Origin of the sequence: Burkholderia pseudomultivorans, assembly GCF_001718415.1 — a bacterium.
Taxonomy (GTDB): Bacteria; Pseudomonadota; Gammaproteobacteria; order Burkholderiales; family Burkholderiaceae; genus Burkholderia; species Burkholderia pseudomultivorans_A.
Genome location: NZ_CP013378.1, coordinates 1850757 through 1869281, shown reverse-complemented (window position 1 = coordinate 1869281; position 18525 = coordinate 1850757). Strand labels below are relative to the sequence as shown.

The 18525-nt window shown below is 68.1% G+C and carries 17 protein-coding genes; 12 read left to right on the top strand and 5 right to left on the bottom strand.

Annotated elements, in window-relative coordinates; genetic code table 11:
• Positions 1-328 precede the first annotated feature (328 nt).
• Together WS57_RS21005 and WS57_RS21000 are read left to right on the top strand one after the other, a co-directional pair.
• Positions 329-727, top strand: a complete 399-nt coding sequence (locus WS57_RS21005) for a VOC family protein (protein ID WP_009688689.1) — start codon at positions 329-331, stop codon at positions 725-727.
• A gap of 73 nt (positions 728-800) precedes the next feature.
• The gene (locus WS57_RS21000; RefSeq protein WP_040126661.1) at positions 801-1487 is read left to right on the top strand and encodes a helix-turn-helix transcriptional regulator; all 687 of its coding nucleotides are present in this window, start codon (positions 801-803) and stop codon (positions 1485-1487) included.
• Between the two features lie 54 nt (positions 1488-1541).
• On the opposite strand, the gene WS57_RS20995 is transcribed toward WS57_RS21000, so the two are convergent.
• Positions 1542-2465, bottom strand: a complete 924-nt coding sequence (locus WS57_RS20995) for a carbon-nitrogen hydrolase family protein (RefSeq protein ID WP_009688692.1) — start codon at positions 2463-2465, stop codon at positions 1542-1544.
• Between the two features lie 81 nt (positions 2466-2546).
• Here WS57_RS20995 and WS57_RS20990 point away from each other — a divergent pair, with 81 nt between their 5' ends.
• Positions 2547-3467, top strand: a complete 921-nt coding sequence (locus WS57_RS20990; protein ID WP_069244788.1) for a LysR family transcriptional regulator — start codon at positions 2547-2549, stop codon at positions 3465-3467.
• Between the two features lie 89 nt (positions 3468-3556).
• On the opposite strand, the gene WS57_RS20985 is transcribed toward WS57_RS20990, so the two are convergent.
• The 3 genes from WS57_RS20985 to WS57_RS20975 are packed head-to-tail and all read right to left on the bottom strand — an operon-like array spanning position 3557 to position 6476.
• A complete protein-coding gene (locus WS57_RS20985; RefSeq protein ID WP_060244986.1) occupies positions 3557-5011 on the bottom strand; it encodes an NAD(P)(+) transhydrogenase (Re/Si-specific) subunit beta in 1455 nt (484 codons plus the stop codon).
• On the bottom strand, positions 5008-5325 hold the full coding sequence (locus tag WS57_RS20980; RefSeq protein ID WP_009688496.1) for an NAD(P) transhydrogenase subunit alpha: 318 nt from the start codon (positions 5323-5325) through the stop codon (positions 5008-5010). Before WS57_RS20980 ends, WS57_RS20985 begins: the two co-directional genes overlap by 4 nt.
• 11 nt (positions 5326-5336) lie before the next feature.
• Positions 5337-6476 carry a Re/Si-specific NAD(P)(+) transhydrogenase subunit alpha gene (locus WS57_RS20975; protein ID WP_059603988.1) on the bottom strand — a complete coding sequence of 380 codons (1140 nt, stop codon included), beginning with the start codon at positions 6474-6476 and terminating at the stop codon, positions 5337-5339.
• 277 nt (positions 6477-6753) lie between these two features.
• Between WS57_RS20975 and WS57_RS20970 the strand changes: the two genes are divergently transcribed.
• The 4 genes from WS57_RS20970 to WS57_RS20955 all read left to right on the top strand — a co-directional run bounded on the left by WS57_RS20970 (position 6754) and on the right by WS57_RS20955 (position 11740).
• The gene (locus tag WS57_RS20970) at positions 6754-7263 is read left to right on the top strand and encodes an NUDIX hydrolase (RefSeq protein ID WP_069244787.1); all 510 of its coding nucleotides are present in this window, start codon (positions 6754-6756) and stop codon (positions 7261-7263) included.
• Complete coding sequence (mnmA, locus tag WS57_RS20965; protein WP_009688493.1) at positions 7260-8423, top strand: tRNA 2-thiouridine(34) synthase MnmA; 1164 nt, start codon at positions 7260-7262, stop codon at positions 8421-8423. Before WS57_RS20970 ends, mnmA begins: the two co-directional genes overlap by 4 nt.
• A 118-nt stretch (positions 8424-8541) precedes the next feature.
• Positions 8542-10161 carry an FMN-binding glutamate synthase family protein gene (locus tag WS57_RS20960; protein ID WP_009688492.1) on the top strand — a complete coding sequence of 540 codons (1620 nt, stop codon included), beginning with the start codon at positions 8542-8544 and terminating at the stop codon, positions 10159-10161.
• Between the two features lie 115 nt (positions 10162-10276).
• Positions 10277-11740, top strand: coding sequence for an IS1182 family transposase (locus WS57_RS20955; protein WP_155741224.1), 1464 nt, complete (start codon positions 10277-10279; stop codon positions 11738-11740).
• A 113-nt stretch (positions 11741-11853) separates the two neighbouring features.
• On the opposite strand, the gene WS57_RS20950 is transcribed toward WS57_RS20955, so the two are convergent.
• Complete coding sequence (locus tag WS57_RS20950; protein WP_009688491.1) at positions 11854-12465, bottom strand: glutathione S-transferase family protein; 612 nt, start codon at positions 12463-12465, stop codon at positions 11854-11856.
• A 185-nt stretch (positions 12466-12650) separates the two neighbouring features.
• Between WS57_RS20950 and WS57_RS20945 the strand changes: the two genes are divergently transcribed.
• The 5 genes from WS57_RS20945 (at position 12651) to purH (ending at position 18325) form a co-directional block, all read left to right on the top strand.
• Complete coding sequence (locus WS57_RS20945; protein WP_059513131.1) at positions 12651-14036, top strand: aminopeptidase P N-terminal domain-containing protein; 1386 nt, start codon at positions 12651-12653, stop codon at positions 14034-14036.
• A gap of 47 nt (positions 14037-14083) precedes the next feature.
• Positions 14084-15271 (top strand): UbiH/UbiF/VisC/COQ6 family ubiquinone biosynthesis hydroxylase, encoded by a 1188-nt coding sequence (locus WS57_RS20940; RefSeq protein WP_059513109.1) that lies wholly within the window; start codon positions 14084-14086, stop codon positions 15269-15271.
• Positions 15272-15417: 146 nt separating this feature from the next.
• Positions 15418-16485: a tRNA dihydrouridine synthase DusB gene (gene dusB, locus WS57_RS20935; RefSeq protein ID WP_009687694.1), complete on the top strand. Its 1068-nt coding sequence runs from the start codon at positions 15418-15420 to the stop codon at positions 16483-16485.
• Positions 16482-16715, top strand: coding sequence for a Fis family transcriptional regulator (locus tag WS57_RS20930; protein WP_006401675.1), 234 nt, complete (start codon positions 16482-16484; stop codon positions 16713-16715). Before dusB ends, WS57_RS20930 begins: the two co-directional genes overlap by 4 nt.
• Before the next feature lie 44 nt (positions 16716-16759).
• Positions 16760-18325 (top strand): bifunctional phosphoribosylaminoimidazolecarboxamide formyltransferase/IMP cyclohydrolase, encoded by a 1566-nt coding sequence (gene purH / locus WS57_RS20925; protein ID WP_069244786.1) that lies wholly within the window; start codon positions 16760-16762, stop codon positions 18323-18325.
• Positions 18326-18525: the final 200 nt, after the last annotated feature.

The following is an 18525-nucleotide window of genomic DNA, read 5'->3' as shown; positions in this document are numbered from 1 at the left end:
GCGCCGCCTGCAAGCGCGTGCTGCGTGCAGTCCGGTCCGGCTGCCCGAGCGCGCATTCTCCGCGTTCCCTCCCCCTTTCCACGCCGCCTGCCGGCCGACACCATCGACGCCTCGACGCGAATCGGCCCGGCTCGACGCCGCCGCCCGCCTGCGAGGTTCCGCGGCCGTCAACCGCGGCCTGCGCCGCCCCGCTCGCGCGCCGAACGCCCCGCTGTCAGTCCTGACGACACTACTGACAATACGGTGTCAGCAGCCCCCGCTCACACTGCAATCCCGGCGCCATGCAATGCCGGTTCCACACAGAATCCAAACGAAAAAGGAGCACCTCATGACCGCAGCAACCGCAACCCTGGAGCGCACGATTGCGTGGTTCGATATTCCGTCCCTCGATTTCGACCGCGCGATCCGCTTCTACGAAACCGTGCTGCAGACGACGCTGCAGCGCGAAGTGATCGGCGGCGTGCCGATGGCCGTGTTCGATCACGAGGCGTCGAACACCGGCGGCAGCATCGTGTTCGATCCGCAGCAGATGAAGCCGAGCGCGAACGGCGTGCTGGTGTACCTGAACGCCGGCGAATCGGTCGTCGCGGCGCTCGAACGCGCGAAGCGCGCGGGCGGCATCGTGCAGGGCTCGGTGGTCGAGCTGCCGAACAACTACGGCTACATCGGCTACCTGATCGATACCGAAGGCAACCGGGTCGGCCTGCACGCGCCGAAATGCCACTGAACGCGGCCGCCGCACGGCCGGCACGGCGCTATCATCGCGGCATTCCCACTGCCGTTGAAGCCGAGGTGCAGCCATGACGCGCCGTGCCGACCGCCTGTTCCAGATCGCCGAGCTGCTGCGCGGGCGCCGCCTCACGACTGCGCAGCAGCTCGCCGACTGGCTGTCGGTCTCGCCCCGCACCGTGTACCGCGACGTGCGCGACCTGCAACTGTCGGGCGTGCCGATCGAAGGCGAGGCCGGGATCGGCTACCGGCTGAACCGCCACGCGAGCCTGCCGCCGCTGACCTTCACGGCCGAGGAACTCGCGGCGCTCGCCGCCGGCGCGCGGATGCTCGAAACCTGGGGCGGCGCGCGCTTCGCCGGCGGTGCACGCTCGGCGCTCGCGAAGATCGCGTCGGCGATGCCGGCCGACAAGCGCACCGCGCTCGACCGGCTGCCCGTATTCGCGCCGTCGTTTCATATCGACGAGGCGTTTTCCGGGAAGGTCGATGCGATCCACCAGGCCGTCGATACGCGTCACATCGTCAGCTTCACGTATCGCGACCGGCTCGGCGCGCACACGCAGCGCCGCGTGTGGCCGCTCGGGCTCGTCTACTGGGGCGGGCGCTGGACGATCGGCGCGTGGTGCGAGCTGCGCGGCGACTTCCGCACCTTCGACATCGCGCGGATGGGCGACATCACCGTGCACGAGCAGTTTCCGGACATGGAAGGCCGCCGCATCGCCGACTACATGCGGATCGCCGAAGCGCCGATGCGCTGACGCGGCCGCGCCGATTCGCGCGGCCCGGCGCCCCCGCGCAGGGGCGCCCCTGCCTCATCCCGCGAACACCACCGGCCGCTTCGGCCGCTCGTCGACGTGCAGCGAGAACACGTCGGCGCGCGCATAGTGCCCCACCACGTCGAAGTCGTATCGCGCGCGCACGAGTTCGTCGGTATCGATGCGCGCGGTCACGAGCCCCGCCTCGCCGATCAGCGGTTCGGTCAGCAGGTCGCCGAGCGGTCCGACGATCACGCTGCCGCCGCGGATCAGCGGCCGCTCCGGATCCCATCCCGGCACGTCGATGCCGAGCGCGCGCGGCGACGGCTGCACCTGACACGCGCTGACCACGAAGCAGCGCCCCTCGTGCGCGATGTGCCGCATCGAGCTCTGCCAGACGTCGCGCTCGTCGACGGTCGGCGCGCACCAGATCTGCACGCCTTTCGCATACATCGCGCAGCGCAGCAGCGGCATGTGGTTTTCCCAGCAGATTGCGGCGCCGGCACGCCCCGCTGCCGTGTCGACGACCGGCAGCGTCGAGCCGTCGCCCTGCCCCCAGATCAGCCGCTCGGTGCCCGTCGGCATCAGCTTGCGGTGCTTCGCGACGAGGCCGCCGTGCGGGTCGAAGAACAGCGCCGTGCAATACAGCGTGCTGCCGCCGCGCTCGATCACGCCGACCACGAGACTCGCGCCCGTGCGCTGCGACAGCGCGGCCAACTCGTCGGTCTCGGGGCCCGGCACGTCGATCGCCTCGGCGGCGTAGCGCGCGTAGGCGTCGCGGCCCTCGGGCAGCCGGTAGCCGAGCCGCGTGCCGAAGATCTCGCCTTTCGGGTAGCCGCCGAGCACGGCCTCGGGCAGTACGACGAGCGACGCGCCGCTGTCGCGAATCGCTGTTTCGTAGCCGACGATCGTGTCGAGCGTGGCGCGCGTGCCGGCGGGCGATGCGCCGATCTGCAGCGCGGCGATGACTGACGTGGTCATGAAGACGTTCTCCGGTGAATGGGATAACGCCATCTTTATCGATATGATTCCATCGATCAAATCGATATGACGATAACTGACATGAACCAGGATGATATCGCCGGGCTCGACCTGAACCTGCTGAAGGTGTTCGAGGCGCTCTACGAGGAAGGCGGCGCGAGTCGCGCGGCGCTGCGGCTCGACCTCACACAGTCGGCCGTCAGCGCGGCGCTCGCGCGGCTGCGCACGGTCTATGCCGATCCGCTGTTCGTGCGCACCGGGCGCGGGCTCGCGCCGACGCCGCGCGCGGACGAGCTGAAGCCGATCCTGTCCGACGCGCTCGACCGCTGCCGCGCGAGCCTCGCGATCGCGGCCGACGTCGGCGAGCGCGTCGGCCGGACGATCTCGATCGGGCTGTCGGACGACTTCGAGATCGCGCTCGGCCGGCCGCTGATCGACGCGGTCGCGCACGAGGCCGCGGGCATCCGGCTGATCTTTCGCCAGACGCACAGCGGCATCGCCGGCGATGCACTGCTGCGGCACGGCGTCGATCTGGCGATCGCGTCGGGCGGGTTTTCCGCAACCGGGCTGAGCCGGCGCGCGATCGCGACGGGCGGTTACGCGTGCCTGATCGATCCGGCCGCCCGCGCGCGGCCGCCGCGCACGCTGACGCTCGCCGACTTCCTGCGGCGCGATCATCTGCTGGTCTCGTCGGGCGGCGTGATCGGCATCGTCGACGAGGCGCTGGCCGCGCTCGGCCACAAGCGGCGCGTCGCGGCATCGACCACGCATTTCGCGGCGCTGCCGTATCTGCTGGCCGGGTCCGACGCCGTCGCGACGATCCCGGCGCACGCCGCGCGCGCGATCGCGCGGACGACGCCGCTGCGCTGCGTCGCCTGCCCGGTCGATCTGCCGCGCTATCCGGTCGAGATCGGCTGGCGCACCAGCACGCAGCGCGACCCGGCGATCGTGCGGGTGCGCGACGCGATCGCCGCGTGCGTCGCACGCCTCGTGCGCCCGTGAAACGACCGGGGCCCGGCCGGCATGTGCCGGGCGGGCCCCGTCGTCGAACCGCATCCGGCCGCCTCGCGCGACCGGACCGCTCGCGCGCGCTACTCGACGGCCTTCACCATGTCCTCGATGACCTTCTTCGCATCGCCGAACACCATCATCGTCTTGTCCATGTAGAACAGGTCGTTGTCGAGCCCCGCGTAGCCCGCCGCCATCGAGCGCTTGTTGACGATCACGGTGCGCGCCTTGTACGCCTCGATGATCGGCATGCCCGCGATCGGCGACTTCGGATCGTTCTTCGCGGCCGGGTTCACGACGTCGTTCGCGCCGAGCACCAGCACCACGTCGGCCTGCCCCATCTCGCCGTTGATGTCCTCCATCTCGAACACGATGTCGTACGGCACTTCCGCTTCCGCGAGCAGCACGTTCATGTGGCCCGGCATCCGCCCGGCAACCGGATGGATCGCGTAGCGCACGTCGACGCCCTTCTCGATCAGCTTGTCGGTCAGCTCCTTCAGCGCATGCTGCGCGCGCGCGACGGCCAGCCCGTAGCCCGGCACGATCACGACCGACTCCGCGTTGCCGAGCATGAACGCCGCGTCGTCGGCCGAGCCCGACTTCACCGGGCGCTGCTCCTGTGCACCCGCCGCGCCGCCGGCCGCGGCCTCGCCGCCGAAGCCGCCGAGGATCACGTTGAAGAACGAGCGGTTCATCGCATGGCACATGATGTACGACAGGATCGCACCGGAGGAACCGACCAGCGAGCCCGCGATGATCAGCATCGCGTTGTTCAGCGAGAAGCCGATGCCGGCCGCGGCCCAGCCCGAGTACGAGTTCAGCATCGACACGACCACCGGCATGTCCGCGCCGCCGATCGGGATGATGATCAGCACGCCGAGCACGAACGCGATCGCCGTCATGATGATGAACGGCAGCCACGCCTGCGTGATGAAGAACAACACGCCGAAGCCGAGCATCGCGATCGCGAGCATCAGGTTGATCAGGTGCTGGCCCGCGTACACGACCGGCGCGCCCTGGAACAGCCGGAACTTGTACTTGCCGGACAGCTTGCCGAACGCGATCACCGACCCGGAGAACGTGATCGCGCCGACGAAGGTGCCGATGAACAGCTCGACACGGTTGCCGTACGGGATGAAGTTCGCGGCGACCGCGTCCTGCGGCACGAGCCCGAACGCTTCCGGCTCCGACACCACCGCATACGCGATGCAGACGGCCGCCAGACCGATCAGCGAGTGCATCGCCGCGACGAGTTCCGGCATCTTGGTCATCTCGACGCGCGCGGCGACGAACGCGCCGACTGCGCCGCCGACGACCAGCGCGCCGAGCACGAGCGCCAGCCCGAGCGGCAGGTTCGCGCCGAGCCAGGCCGCCTGCTTGACGATCAGCGCGATCGTCGTGAGGATCGCGATGGCCATCCCGACCATCCCGAACAGGTTGCCGCGCCGCGCGCTCTTCGGGTTCGACAGGCCCTTCAGCGCCTGGATGAAGCACACCGACGCGACGAGGTACAGCAGCGTAACGACGTTCATGCTCATCGCGCGCCCTCCTTCGCTGCCTTCGGCTCCTTCTTGCGGAACATCTCGAGCATGCGCCGCGTCACGAGAAAGCCGCCGAACACGTTGACGGCCGCGAGCGCGACCGCGAGCGTGCCGAAGATCTTGCCGGTCGCGCCGACGGTGAGCGCCGCCGCGAGCATCGCGCCGACAATCACGATCGCCGAGATCGCGTTGGTAACCGCCATCAGCGGCGTATGCAGCGCCGGCGTGACGTTCCACACGACGTGGTAGCCGACGTAGACCGCCAGCACGAAGATGATCACGTTGATCACCGTGTGATTGATGATTTCCATGGTCTCCTCCGTTATTTGCGCGTGACTTCGCCGTCGCGGCACAGCAGTGTCGCGGCGACGATGTCGTCGGTCAGGTCGATGTTCAGTGCGCCTTCCTTCGTGACGATCAGCTTCATGAAGTCGAGCAGGTTGCGTGCGTACAGCGCCGACGCGTCCGACGCGACCATCGACGCGAGGTTCGTGTAGCCCGCGATCGTCACGCCGCCGTGCACGATCACCTGGTCGGCGACCGTCAGCGGGCAGTTGCCGCCCTTGCGGCCGTCGACTTCGGGGCCGCGGCCGGCGGCGAGATCGACCAGCACCGAACCGGGCTTCATCGACTGCACGGTTTCGACCGAGATCAGCGTCGGCGCGGGGCGGCCCGGAATCAGCGCGGTCGTGATCACGATGTCGGCCTGCTTCGCGCGCTCGTGCACGAGCGCGGCCTGACGGCCGAGCCACGACGCCGGCATCGGCCGCGCATAGCCGCCGACACCCTGCGCGGCTTCGCGCTCTTCGTCGGTTTCGTAGGGGACATCGAGGAATTTCGCGCCGAGCGATTCGATCTGCTCCTTCACGGCCGGCCGCACGTCGGACGCCTCGATCACCGCGCCGAGCCGCTTCGCGGTCGCGATCGCCTGCAGCCCCGCGACGCCCGCGCCGAGGATCAGCACGCGCGCGGCCTTCACGGTGCCGGCGGCGGTCATCAGCATCGGCAGGAAGCGCGGATAGAGCGACGCGGCGACCAGCACCGCCTTGTAGCCGGCGATGTTGGCCTGCGACGACAGCACGTCGAGGCTTTGCGCGCGCGTCGTGCGCGGCGCGGCTTCGAGCGCGAAGCCGGTCACGCCGGCGGCGGCGAGCCGCGCCGCCTGCTCGCCGTTGAACGGATCGAGCATGCCGACCAGCACCGCACCGCGCTTGAGCAGCGGCAGCTCGGCCTCGGACGGCGCCTGGACCTTCAGCACCAGATCGGCGCCAAATGCGGCCGACTGGTCGGTCAATTCGGCGCCGGCGGCGGCATAGGCCTCGTCGGGATAGCTGGCCGCCGCGCCGGCCCCTTTCGCGACACTCACGCGATGACCGGCGGCCGCGTACTTCTTCACGGTCTCCGGCGTCGCGGCCACGCGCGACTCATTGGCCCGCGTTTCAGCAGGCACACCAATATGCATCGTCAGTTCCTCCAGTCATTGTCAGTATTTCTTTCTTGCGATTCTTACTGCACAACGAGCCGGACAGGCTGACGTACCGGCTCACGAGCAACGGCTTTCACGCTGCACTTTAACCGAAAGCCGCGACCGGGCCAGCACTTTCCGCACGATCGTTCCGAATTGCAACAGTGCCCCGTCCGGCCGCCGCGCGCATCGGCCGGACAGACGATTCGCGGGGTCGGATTCGTCTGAGCAGACGGCGGGCAGCGTCCGGGCGCAACCGGTAAAATGCCGAACCATGAAACCCGAAACCTGGACCCCGCACGTGACCGTCGCGGCGCTCGTCGAGCGCGACGGCCGCTTTCTCGTCATCGAGGAAGAAACCTCGACGGGCCTGCGCATCAACCAGCCGGCCGGCCATCTCGAATCCGGCGAAACGCTTGCCGACGCCGTGATACGCGAGACGCTCGAGGAAACCGCGCACCCGTTTACGCCCGACGCGCTGGTCGGCGTCTATCTCGCGCACTACGACCGCCCCGGCACCGCCGGTGCGACCTACCTGCGCTTCACGTTCTGCGGCACGGCCGGCGAGCCGGTCGCGGGCCACGCGCTCGACGACGGCATCGTCCGCACGATGTGGATGAGCGCCGACGAACTGCGCGCCTGCGTCGATCGCCACCGCTCGCCGGCGGTGATGCGCTGCGTCGACGACTATCTCGCCGGGCGGCGCATTCCGCTCGATTTCGTGCATACGCATTCGGTCGCGCCGCGGCCGGACGCATTCGACCGTCAGGCGGTGGGCAAATGAGCAAGCGCCGTGTAGTGGTGGGCATGTCGGGCGGCGTCGATTCGTCGGTGACCGCGTGGCTGCTGAAGGAACAGGGCTACGACGTGGTCGGCCTGTTCATGAAGAACTGGGAAGACGACGACGACGGCGAATACTGCTCGACGCGCCAGGACTGGATCGACGTCGTGTCGGTGGCCGACCTGATCGGCATCGACGTCGAGGCGGTGAATTTCGCGGCCGAGTACAAGGACCGCGTGTTCGCCGAGTTCCTGCGCGAGTATTCGGCCGGCCGCACGCCGAACCCCGACGTGCTCTGCAACGCCGAGATCAAGTTCAAGGCGTTCCTCGATCATGCGATGTCACTCGACGCCGAAATGATCGCGACCGGTCATTACGCGCGCGTGCGCGAGCGCGACGGGCGCTTCGAGCTGCTGAAGGCGTTCGATCATACGAAGGACCAGTCGTACTTCCTGCACCGGCTGAACCAGGCGCAGCTGTCGAAGACGATGTTCCCGCTCGGCGAGATCCCCAAGACGAAGGTGCGCGAGATCGCCGCGCAGATCGGGCTGCCGAACGCGAAGAAGAAGGATTCGACCGGCATCTGCTTCATCGGCGAACGGCCGTTCCGCGATTTCCTGAACCGCTATCTGCCGACCCGGCCCGGCCCGATGAAGACGCCGGACGGCAAGGTCGTCGGCGAGCACATCGGCCTCGCGTTCTATACCTTCGGCCAGCGCAAGGGCATCGGCCTCGGCGGCAGCAAGGACGGCAGCGGCGAGCCGTGGTTCGTCGCCGCGAAGGACATCCCGTCGAACACGCTGTACGTCGTGCAGGGCCACGATCACCCGTGGCTGCTGTCGCGGCAGCTCGTCGCCGGCAACGTCAGCTGGGTCGCGGGCGAGCCGCCGGCCGACGGCTTCGCGTGCGGCGCGAAAACCCGCTACCGGCAGGCCGACGCCGCCTGCGCATACGGCACGGCGACGCCCGGCCCGGCAGGCGAAGCGCGCTTCTCGCTCGCGTTCGACGACGCGCAATGGGCAGTCACGCCCGGCCAGTCGGCGGTGCTGTACGACGGCGAGATCTGTCTCGGCGGCGGCATCATCGAGTTCGCGGCGACCGGCCAGCCCGGTCAGGCCGCTTGCGCGGAAGGCCGCGCGCCGGCGCTCGCCGACGCACGCTGACCCGTATTCGGTTTAGACTTGCGGCACGCCGCGCCCGGCCGGACACGATCCGGTCGAGGCCGGTGCGCCGCCGCGCAGCGTACGCATGGCGGCACTTCAAGATTCTTACGGAGTCCCCATGCTTTCACGACGCTACCTTGCGATGTGGTGCGCCGTCCTGCTGCTTGTCGCCGCGGCCGCGCTCGCATCGATCCACGTGCTCTCCTGGTTCTGGATCGTCATCCCCGTCGCGCTCGTCGCGCTCGGCCTGTATGACCTGAAGCAGGACCGTCACGCGATCCTGCGCAACTACCCGCTCTGGGGCCACTTCCGCTTCCTGTTCGAGTTCATCCGGCCGGAAATCCGCCAGTACTTCGTCGAGGACGATACCGACGAGAAACCGTTCTCGCGCGCGCAGCGCAGCCTCGTCTACCAGCGCGCGAAGAACGTCGCCGACAACCGCCCGTACGGCACCGAGCTCAACGTGAAGGCGGTCGCGCACGAATGGATCAGCCACTCGCTCGCGCCGACCCGGCTGCCGAACCACGATTTCCGCATCCGCGTCGGCGCGACGCGTGCGCAGCCGTACGACATCTCGATCTTCAACATCTCGGCGATGAGTTTCGGCTCGCTGTCCGCGAACGCGATCCGCGCGCTGAACCTCGGCGCGAAGAAAGGCGGCTTCGCGCACGACACCGGCGAAGGCTCGCTGTCGAAGTACCACCGCGAGAACGGCGGCGACATCATCTGGGAAATCGCGTCGGGCTACTTCGGCTGCCGCAACGACGACGGCACGTTCAACCCCGACAAGTTCGCGAAGCAGGCCGCCGATCCGCAGGTCAAGATGATCGAGATCAAGCTGTCGCAGGGCGCGAAGCCGGGCCACGGCGGCGTGCTGCCGGCCGCGAAGATCACGCCCGAGATCGCCGAGACGCGCGGCGTGCCGATGGGCAAGGACTGCATCTCGCCCGCGACGCACTCGGAATTCTCGACGCCGCGCGGGCTGCTCGAATTCGTCGAACGATTGCGCACGCTGTCGGGCGGCAAGCCGACCGGCTTCAAGCTGTGCATCGGCCATCCGTGGGAGTTCTTCGGGATCGCGAAGGCGATGCTCGAAACGGGCATCGTGCCGGACTTCATCGTCGTCGACGGCGCGGAAGGCGGCACCGGCGCCGCGCCGCTCGAATTCACCGACCACGTCGGCGTGCCGCTGCAGGAAGGGCTGCTGCTCGTGCACAACACGCTGGTCGGGATCGGCGTGCGCGACCGCGTGAAGATCGGCGCGAGCGGCAAGATCATCACCGCGTTCGACATCGCGCGCACGCTCGCGATCGGCGCGGACTGGGTGAACTCGGCACGCGGCTTCATGTTCGCGGTCGGCTGCATCCAGGCGCAGCATTGCCACACCGACCGCTGCCCGACCGGTGTCGCGACGCAGGACCCGGTGCGTCAGCGCGCGCTCGTCGTGCCCGACAAGGCCGAGCGCGTCTACAACTTCCACCGCAATACGCTGCACGCGCTGCAGGAGCTCGTGCAGGCGGCCGGCCTCGCGCATCCGTCCGAGCTGCGCGCACACCATATCGTGCAGCGCATCTCGCCGCACGAGGTCCGGCTGATGTCGCAGCTGCTGAAGTATCTGAAGCCGGGCGCGCTGCTCGACGGTAACACGTGCGGCTATACGTTGTACGACAAATGGTGGCCGATTTCGCGCAGCGATTCGTTCACACTCGGCGAGACCGTTTACGCATCGATCGAGTAACGCCGGCCGCCGCGCGTCGCGCGGCTGGCGCAACAAAAAAAAGCGCCCGGCCCGGGCGCTTCAGATTGCTGACAAACCCTCGCCAAGTGCGGGGGTTTTGTTTTTTAATGGCGTGATGCTGAAGACGCCCATGCCCACGCAGCACGAACTCGAGATGGTGACGCTCGAGGAACTCGTGCCGAAGGACCACCTGCTGCGCCAGATCGACGCGGCGGTGGATTTCGAGTTCATCCGCGCGAAGGTGGCGCATCTGTATTGCGCGGATAACGGGCGGCCAGCGCTCGATCCCGTGGTGATGTTCAAGCTGCTGTTCATCGGCTACCTGTTTGGGGTGGGCAGCGAGCGGCAACTGATGCGTGAGGTCCAGGTCAACGTCGCCTATCGGTGGTTCGCGCGGTTCCGGCTGACCGACAAGGTGCCGGATGCGTCGACGTTCTCGCAGAATCGCCGCCGCCGCTTCCCGGACACGGTGGTGTATCAGGAGATCTTCGACGAGATCGTGCGGCAGGCAATGAAGCGCGGGTTGGTCGATGGTCGGGTGCTGTACACCGACAGCACGCACCTGAAGGCGAATGCGAACAAAGGCAAGTTTGATGTCGTGAAGCTGGAGCAGACGCCTGCGGCGTACACGGAGGCGCTGAATGCGGCGGTGGATGCGGACCGGGCCGCGCATGGCAAGAAGCCGCTGGATCGCGACGACGACGAGCCGCCGCCGAGCAAGGACACCAAGATCAGCCGAACCGATCCGGACAGCGGCTACATGGTTCGGGACGACAAGCCCAAAGGGTTCTTCTATCTGGACCACCGCACGGTGGATGCCCGGCACGCGATCATCACCGATACGCATGTGACGCCGGCCTCGGTGCACGACAGCCAGCCGTATCTGGATCGGCTGGATCGGCAGCGCGAGCGCTTCGAGTTCAAGGTCGATGCGGTGGGGCTGGATGCGGGCTACTTCACGCCGGCGGTGTGCCAGGGGCTGGAGGAGCGAGGGATTGCCGGGGTGATGGGCTATCGCACGCCGAACCACAAGCCGGGCATGTTCTACAAACGGCAGTTCAAGTACGACGCGTATCGCAACGAATACGTGTGCCCGCAGGGGCAGGCACTGCCTTACAGCACGACCAATCGAGTCGGCTACCGGGAATACAAATCCAACCCGCAGATCTGCCGGCGTTGCCCGGTACGCGCGCAGTGCACGAACAGTGCGAACGCGGTGAAGGTGGTGACGCGCCACGTGTGGGAGCGCGCCAAGGAGAAGGTGGACGCGCGGCGCTTGACCGAATGGGGCCAACGCATTTACGCGCGGCGCAAGGAGACGGTGGAGCGTAGCTTCGCCGATGCCAAGCAACTGCATGGGCACCGTTATGCGCGTATGCGTGGGCTACGCAAGGTGGCCGAGCAGTGCTTGCTGGCCGCGGCGGCGCAGAACATCAAGAAGATCGCGATGCTGGTGGCGCGGAAGCGGAAAAAGGGGCCAGCGGGTCCCGATTGGCGCTTCGTGCGCATGCTGCTGCGTCTGGTGAGCGGTTTGCGCTGCAGCTTCGACTACCCGCTCGCGGCGAGCTCGCAATCCTGATCCCAGAAAGACAAAACCCCACGCTTCCAAAAACGTGGGGTTCGTCAGCAATCTGACGCCGGCCTTGCCGGCGTTTTTTTGTCTGCGGATTATGCGCGCGAACCGGTCGCGGCTCAGTTCTGCGGCAGCGTATCGGCGAACGACTGGCGCTGCGCGAGCTTCACGAAGTGCTTGTCGAGGTTCGGATGGCGGTCGCGCCAGTTCAGCTCCGGCATCCGGAAGTCGAGATAGCCGAGCGCACAGCCGAGCGCGATGTCGGCGAGCGTGTAATGATTACCGACGCACCACGTCTTGCCGCCGAGACCCTGCGACATCGCGACGAGGCCGTCGTCGATCTTGCGCTGCTGCCGCGCGATCCAGCTCGCGCTGCGCTGCGCCTCGTCGCGCAGCGTGTGTTCGAGACGGATCGCGACCGACGCGTCGAGCACGCCGTCGCACAGCGCTTCCCAGCAACGCACCTCGACGCGCTCGCGGCCCGACGGCGGAATCAGCTTGCCGACCGGCGACAGCGTATCGACGTATTCGCAGATCACGCGGGAATCGAACACCGCGGCGCCATCCTCCATCACGAGGCACGGCACCTTGCCGAGCGGGTTCGACGCATGGATGTTGGTATCCGGGCCCCACACGTTCTCGAGCTCCAGCTTGTAGTCGATCTTCTTTTCAGCAAGCACGATCCGCGCCTTTCGGACGAACGGGCTGCTGAGCGAACCGATTAATTTCATCATCTGCCTTTTGAAGGGAACCGCCGAGAGTATACGTTGTCGTCGATCATAACCGGGCGACGTCGCACGGTAGAAAATCGCCCGTTTGGCCTGTGGATGGTTTGCAACAGCCGCCCCGCGGCCTTGCGGCGCGGCCTGCGGCCGCGGCGTTCACGCGCGGCGTCCGGCGGCGCTACAATCGCACGATGAATGCGCCCATCGATACCGCCATCGCCGTCGACGTCTACCGCCAGCGCCGCGCGCGCGTGCTTGCCGCACTGCGCGCCGCGGGCGGCGGCGTCGCCATCGTCCCCACCGCGCCGGAAGTGCTGCGCAATCGCGATACGGGCTACCCGTACCGGCACGACAGCTATTTCCACTACCTGACCGGCTTCAGCGAGCCGGACGCGGTGCTCGTGCTGAACGCGGCCGCGCCGCACGGCGCACCGGAATCGATCCTGTTCTGCCGCGCGAAGAATGCCGACCGCGAAATCTGGGAAGGCTTCCACTACGGGCCCGAAGCCGCACGCGACGCATTCGGCTTCGATGCCGCGTACGCGACCGACGTGATCGATACCGAAATGCCGCGCCTGCTCGCCGATGCGGGCACCGTGCACTACCGGTTCGGCGCCTCGGCCGAGTTCGACCGGCAGCTCGCGCGCTGGCTCGACGCGGTGCGCGCGCAGGCACGCGCGGGCGTCGCCGCGCCGGACGCGATGCTCGACCTCACGCCGCTGCTCGACGACATGCGGCTCGTGAAGGACGAACACGAACTCGCGATCATGATGCGCGCCGCGCACATCTCGGCGCTCGCGCACCGTCGCGCGATGCAGGCATGCCGGCCCGGCATCCGCGAATACGAACTGGAAGCCGAGCTGCTGTATACGTTCCGCAAGCATGGCGCACAGGCGCCCGCCTACGGATCGATCGTCGCGGCCGGCGCGAACGCATGCGTGCTGCACTACCCGGCCGGCAACGCGGCCGCGCGGGACGGCGACCTGATCCTGATCGACGCCGCGTGCGAGCTCGACGGCTATGCGTCGGACATCACGCGCACGTTCCCGGCGAACGGACGCTTCTCGCCCGCGCAGCGCACGCTGTACGACATCGTGCTCGCCGCGCAGCAGGCCGCGATCGACGCGACGCGCGCCGGCGTGCCGTTCGAGGCGCCGCACGACGCTGCGGTGCGCGTGCTCGCGCAGGGGCTGCTCGATACGGGCATCATCCCGAAAACGCGCTTCTCGAACGTCGACGACGTGATCGCCGAGCGCGCCTACACGCGCTTCTACATGCACCGCACCGGCCACTGGCTCGGGATGGACGTGCACGACTGCGGCGACTATCGCGAACGGCTCGCCGAACGCGACGCCAACGGCGCGCTGCCGTGGCGCACGCTGAAGCCCGGCATGACGCTGACGGTCGAGCCCGGCCTGTACGTGCGCGCCGCCGACGACGTGCCGTCCGACTACTGGAACATCGGCATCCGCATCGAGGACGACGCGATCGTGCGCGAGCAGGGCTGCGAACTGATCACGCGCGACGTGCCGGTCGACGCGGCCGAGATCGAGGCGTTGATGCGCGCGGGCGCGTGACCCGCGATGCCGCGCCATCGACCGTTACCACCGTTTCACGAATCCTGATGACGACCGCTTCTTCCCCGGCCACGCCGGACTACGATCTCGCCATCGTCGGCGCGGGCCCCGTCGGCCTCGCACTCGCCGGCTGGCTCGCGCGGCGCAGCGCGACGCAGCACGCGTCGGTCGCGCTGATCGATGCGCGCGAGCCGGCCGCGAGCGCGAACGATCCGCGCGCGATCGCCGTGTCGCACGGCAGCCGCGTGCTGCTCGACACGCTCGCATGGCCCGCCGACTCGACCGCGATCGAACATATCCACGTATCGCAGCGCGGCCACTTCGGCCGCACGCTGATCGACCGCAACGAGCACGACCTCGCCGCGCTCGGCTATGTCGTGCGCTACGGCTCGCTCGTGCAGGCGCTCGCGGGCGCGGTGCGCGGCACGCGCGTCGACTGGCTGACCTCGACCACCGCGCGCGCGCCGCAGCAGGACGCCGACGGCGTCACGCTGACGCTCGACGGCCCGCACGGCGAGCGCACGCTGCGCGCGCGCATCGTCGTCAATGCCGAAGGCGGGCTGTTCCACGAACAGCAGGCCGACACCGGCAAGCATCGCCGCGACTACGGACAGACCGCGCTCGTCGGCACCGTCACGGTCGCCGCGCCGCGCCCGCATGTCGCGTGGGAACGCTTCACGCACGAGGGCCCGCTCGCGCTGTTGCCGCTCGGCGGCCCGCGCCAGGCCGACTACGCGCTGGTCTGGTGCTGCGCGCCCGACGAAGCGGCGCGGCGCGCCGCGCTGCCCGACGACGCGTTCCTGCGCGAGCTCGGCATCGCGTTCGGCGAGCGCATGGGCGCGTTCGTCGCGATCGCGGGCCGCGCGTCGTTTCCGCTCGGGCTCAATGCGGCGCAAACGCTCGTCAACGGCCGCGTCGCGATCGTCGGCAATGCCGCGCAGACGCTGCACCCGGTGGCGGGCCAGGGACTCAACCTCGGGCTGCGCGACGCGCACACGCTGGTCGACGCGCTGTCCGCGCAAGGCTTCGAAGCGACCGCGCTCGCGACCTTCAACGCGCGCCGCGCGCTCGACCGGCGCTTCACGATCGGCGCGACCGACACGCTCGCGCGGCTGTTCACGATCGACGCGGGCCCGCTGCCGCTGCTGCGCGGCGCGGCGCTCACCGCACTCGAATTCGTGCCGCCGCTGAAGACCGCGATCGCGCGCCAGATGATGTTCGGCCAGCGCAGCTGACGCGCGACGCGCCGCGCGTTCGCGCGCACGGCGATCCCCGTCAAACCGGGTCAAATCGGCGGGGCATGGGAATACGGTAAAATGCGCGTTTTCCCTCCGTCCTTTTTGGCCCGCGACGCCTGCCGCTCGCGGGCGGTGCCATTGCGATGCCCGTTATCGGCTCTCACGTCCTGCGTAACAACCTGTTCGTCGCCCCGATGGCCGGGGTGACCGATCGTCCGTTCCGCCAGCTCTGCAAGAAGCTGGGGGCCGGTTACGCGGTGTCCGAGATGGTCGCGTCCAACGCGCAGCTGTGGAAAAGCGCGAAGACGATGCGGCGCGCCAACCACACCGGCGAAGTCGAGCCGATCGCGGTGCAGATCGCCGGCGCCGACCCGGCGATGATGGCCGAAGCGGCCCGCTACAACGTCGACAACGGCGCGCAGATCATCGACATCAACATGGGCTGCCCCGCGAAGAAGGTCTGCAACGTCGCGGCCGGCTCCGCGCTGCTGCAGAACGAGCCGCTCGTGCAGCGGATCGTCGAGGCCGTCGTCGCCGCGGTGGGCACCGGGCCCGACGCGGTGCCCGTCACGCTGAAGATCCGCACCGGCTGGGACCGCGAGCACAAGAACGCGATCACGATCGCGCGGCTGGCCGAAGCCGCCGGCATCTCGATGCTCACCGTGCACGGCCGCACGCGCGCCGACCTCTATCGCGGCGAAGCCGAATACGACACGATCGCGGCCGTGAAGGCCGCGGTGCGCATTCCGGTCGTCGCGAACGGCGACATCACGTCGCCGGCGAAGGCGAAGGCCGTGCTCGACGCCACGGGCGCCGACGCGCTGATGATCGGTCGTGCCGCGCAAGGCCGGCCATGGCTTTTCCGCGAAATCGATCATTTCCTGCAAACCGGCGAGCTGCTGCCGCCGCCGCGGATCGACGAGATCCAGCACGTGATGAACGAACACCTGGAAGACCACTACGCGTTCTACGGGGAATTCACCGGCGTTCGTACTGCGCGCAAGCACATCGGCTGGTACACTCGCGGCCTTTCCGGTGCCAACGGGTTCCGGCATCGAATGAACACGCTCGACTCCACCCGCGAGCAGCTCGCCGCCGTCAATGCCTTCTTCGACGCGCAAAAGGCGCTGTCGGACCACCTCGTCTACGTCGACGACGAAGACGAAAACGGCCAGGGCGAGTCGGACGACCCTAACCAGTTAGCAGCATGAGCAAGCACAACATCGAACAATGTGTCCGCGAGAGCCTGGACGTGTATTTCCGGGATCTAGACGGCTCCAATCCGCACGACGTCTATGAAATGGTGATGTCCTGTGTCGAAAAGCCGATGCTCGAGGTCGTGCTCGAACAGGCCGGCGGCAACCAGTCGCTCGCCGCCGAGTACCTCGGCATCAACCGCAACACGCTGCGCAAGAAGCTGCAGCAGCACGGCCTGCTGTAGACGGCCGTCCCGTCCCCGTTTCCCTGGCTATTGGTGGTTCCATCATGATCAAGCAAGCGCTCATTTCCGTTTCCGACAAGACCGGCATCGTCGACTTCGCGAAGTCGCTGTCCGACCTCGGCGTCAAGCTGCTGTCGACCGGCGGCACCGCGAAACTGCTCGCCGACGCGGGCCTGCCCGTCACCGAAGTGGCCGACTACACCGGCTTCCCGGAAATGCTCGATGGGCGCGTGAAGACGCTCCACCCGAAGGTCCACGGCGGCATCCTCGCGCGTCGCGATCTGCCCGAGCACATGCAGGCGCTCGAACAGCACGGCATCCCGACGATCGACCTGCTCGTCGTGAACCTGTATCCGTTCGTCGCGACGATCGCGAAGGACGACTGCACGCTCGCCGACGCGATCGAGAACATCGACATCGGCGGCCCGACGATGCTGCGCTCGGCCGCGAAGAATCACCGCGACGTGACGGTCGTCGTCGATCCGGCCGACTACGCGGTCGTGCTCGACGAAATGAAGGCGAACGGCAACACGGTCGGCTACGCGACCAACTTCCGCCTCGCGACCAAGGTGTTCGCGCACACCGCGCAATACGACGGCGCGATCACGAACTACCTGACGAGCCTGACCGACGAGCTGAAGCACAGCTCGCGCAATCCGTACCCGGCGACGCTGAACCTGGCGTTCGACAAGGTGCAGGACCTGCGCTACGGCGAGAACCCGCACCAGAGCGCGGCGTTCTATCGCGACATCGTCACGCCGGCCGGCGCGCTCGCGAACTACCGCCAGCTGCAGGGCAAGGAGCTGTCGTACAACAACATCGCGGATTCGGACGCGGCGTGGGAATGCGTGAAGACGTTCGACGCGCCGGCCTGCGTGATCATCAAGCATGCGAACCCGTGCGGCGTCGCGGTCGGCAACGACTCGGCCGATGCCTATGCGAAGGCATTCCAGACCGATCCGACGTCGGCCTTCGGCGGCATCATCGCGTTCAACCGCGAAGTCGACGAAGCGGCCGCGCAGGCGGTGGCGAAGCAGTTCGTCGAAGTGCTGATCGCGCCGTCGTTCAGCGACGCCGCGAAGCAGGTGTTCGCAGCGAAGCAGAACGTGCGTCTGCTGGAGATCGCCTTGGGCGAAGGCCATAACACGTTCGACCTGAAGCGTGTCGGCGGCGGCCTGCTGGTGCAGTCGCTCGACGCGAAGAACGTGCAGCCGCACGAGCTGCGCGTCGTCACGAAGCGCCACCCGACGCCGAAGGAAATGGACGACCTGCTGTTCGCCTGGCGCGTCGCGAAGTACGTGAAGTCGAACGCGATCGTGTTCTGCGGCAACGGCATGACGCTCGGCGTCGGCGCTGGCCAGATGAGCCGCGTCGATTCCGCACGCATCGCGAGCATCAAGGCGCAGAACGCCGGCCTCACGCTGGCCGGTTCGGCGGTCGCGTCGGATGCGTTCTTCCCGTTCCGCGACGGTCTGGACGTGGTCGTCGCGGCAGGCGCGACCTGCGTGATCCAGCCGGGCGGCTCGATGCGCGACGACGAAGTGATCGCGGCGGCCGACGAGCACAACATCGCGATGATCCTGACGGGCGTGCGCCACTTCCGTCACTGATCGGGCCCGCGCGGCGGCGGCACGAAAACCCGGCGGCATGATACCCGCCGGGTTTTTTATTGCGCGGTGCATCCCCGCCCGGCAAAACGCCGAAGCGGGACGACCGCGCGCTGCGCACGCGACTCGCCGGCCGCGCGGCCGCGCACCGCTTCGCGACGGCTCGTCGCGCCTTTCGTTGTAGTATCGCTGCATCAGGCAAT

What these genes read in the sequence shown, in the direction of transcription:
- WS57_RS21005 (WP_009688689.1), top strand. Translation starts at nt 329, where the DNA reads ATGACCGCAGCAACCGCAACCCTGGAGCGCACGATTGCGTGGTTCGAT.
- WS57_RS21000 (WP_040126661.1), top strand. Translation starts at nt 801, where the DNA reads ATGACGCGCCGTGCCGACCGCCTGTTCCAGATCGCCGAGCTGCTGCGC.
- WS57_RS20995 (WP_009688692.1), bottom strand. Translation starts at nt 2,465, where the DNA reads ATGACCACGTCAGTCATCGCCGCGCTGCAGATCGGCGCATCGCCCGCC.
- WS57_RS20990 (WP_069244788.1), top strand. Translation starts at nt 2,547, where the DNA reads ATGAACCAGGATGATATCGCCGGGCTCGACCTGAACCTGCTGAAGGTG.
- WS57_RS20985 (WP_060244986.1), bottom strand. Translation starts at nt 5,011, where the DNA reads ATGAGCATGAACGTCGTTACGCTGCTGTACCTCGTCGCGTCGGTGTGC.
- WS57_RS20980 (WP_009688496.1), bottom strand. Translation starts at nt 5,325, where the DNA reads ATGGAAATCATCAATCACACGGTGATCAACGTGATCATCTTCGTGCTG.
- WS57_RS20975 (WP_059603988.1), bottom strand. Translation starts at nt 6,476, where the DNA reads ATGCATATTGGTGTGCCTGCTGAAACGCGGGCCAATGAGTCGCGCGTG.
- WS57_RS20970 (WP_069244787.1), top strand. Translation starts at nt 6,754, where the DNA reads ATGAAACCCGAAACCTGGACCCCGCACGTGACCGTCGCGGCGCTCGTC.
- mnmA (WP_009688493.1), top strand. Translation starts at nt 7,260, where the DNA reads ATGAGCAAGCGCCGTGTAGTGGTGGGCATGTCGGGCGGCGTCGATTCG.
- WS57_RS20960 (WP_009688492.1), top strand. Translation starts at nt 8,542, where the DNA reads ATGCTTTCACGACGCTACCTTGCGATGTGGTGCGCCGTCCTGCTGCTT.
- WS57_RS20955 (WP_155741224.1), top strand. Translation starts at nt 10,277, where the DNA reads ATGCTGAAGACGCCCATGCCCACGCAGCACGAACTCGAGATGGTGACG.
- WS57_RS20950 (WP_009688491.1), bottom strand. Translation starts at nt 12,465, where the DNA reads ATGAAATTAATCGGTTCGCTCAGCAGCCCGTTCGTCCGAAAGGCGCGG.
- WS57_RS20945 (WP_059513131.1), top strand. Translation starts at nt 12,651, where the DNA reads ATGAATGCGCCCATCGATACCGCCATCGCCGTCGACGTCTACCGCCAG.
- WS57_RS20940 (WP_059513109.1), top strand. Translation starts at nt 14,084, where the DNA reads ATGACGACCGCTTCTTCCCCGGCCACGCCGGACTACGATCTCGCCATC.
- dusB (WP_009687694.1), top strand. Translation starts at nt 15,418, where the DNA reads ATGCCCGTTATCGGCTCTCACGTCCTGCGTAACAACCTGTTCGTCGCC.
- WS57_RS20930 (WP_006401675.1), top strand. Translation starts at nt 16,482, where the DNA reads ATGAGCAAGCACAACATCGAACAATGTGTCCGCGAGAGCCTGGACGTG.
- purH (WP_069244786.1), top strand. Translation starts at nt 16,760, where the DNA reads ATGATCAAGCAAGCGCTCATTTCCGTTTCCGACAAGACCGGCATCGTC.